Origin of the sequence: Mesorhizobium sp. M7A.F.Ca.ET.027.03.2.1, from assembly GCF_003999175.1 — a bacterium.
GTDB lineage: Bacteria > Pseudomonadota > Alphaproteobacteria > Rhizobiales > Rhizobiaceae > Mesorhizobium.
Map to the genome: position 1 here is coordinate 1 of NZ_RZOM01001604.1, position 853 is coordinate 853.

The following is an 853-nucleotide window of genomic DNA, read 5'->3' on the forward strand; positions in this document are numbered from 1 at the left end:
GTTTCCAGTGCCCAGGACGATGGTCCCGGCAAGAAGGCGGGCATCACGGCCGGTGACGTGATCACCCAGGTCGACGGCAAGGATGTCGCTTCGCCGAAGGAATTGGCCCGGCTGATCGGCGCCTATTCGCCTGGCAAGTCGGTCGACGTCAACGTGTGGCGCGACGGCAAGAGCCAGACGGTCAAGGTCGATCTCGGCAAACTGCCCTCGAGCGACAAGCAGGCCTCTGTCGACCAGCAGCAGCCCGCCGCCCCGGCCAAGCCCGACACGCTGGCCGATCTCGGCCTGACCGTTACCAAATCTGAAAACGGCAAGGGACTGGTGGTGACCGATGTCGATCCCGACAGCGATGCCGCCGATCGCGGTATCCAGCCGGGCGACGTCATTACATCGGTCAATTCGACCGAAGTGAACGGCACCGACGACGTCACCAAGGCGATGACCGATGCAGTCAAATCCGGCCGCAAGGCAGTGCTGATGCAGATCACCCGCGACGACACCAATCGTTTCGTCGCGCTGCCCGTCGCCAAGGGTTGAGCTCGGCCCCGGAGCGATCTCTCGGCCTTTCCAGGGTGGGTGAGGGTGTTCCGGCGGCAGGTTGGACTTTTCCAGTGCGGCAGTTTCAACACCCCCGAGCCGCCGTACGGGAAAGAATGGAGGAGCGCGCGTTAGTCAGTCATCGCGCCTTCCCCCGGCGGCAGCGGGCTTCCCATCGTCCGCTGCCGCACACATTCAAAAGCGCTTCCGCGATCCGATGCAAATGACATCGCAAGCGAGCAGCTTTATCGCGCACGGCTTCGGGGCAATCTTGATCGCGGTGCGCTTTGGCAAAGGCCACAATGCAGATGTCTGC

General features: G+C 63.2%; 1 protein-coding gene. It reads left to right on the top strand.

The window, feature by feature from the left end:
* A partial coding sequence (locus EN750_RS36755) for a PDZ domain-containing protein (RefSeq protein ID WP_127399444.1) occupies positions 1-537 on the top strand: 537 nt, incomplete at its 5' end.
* Between the last annotated feature and the right edge of the window lie 316 nt (positions 538-853).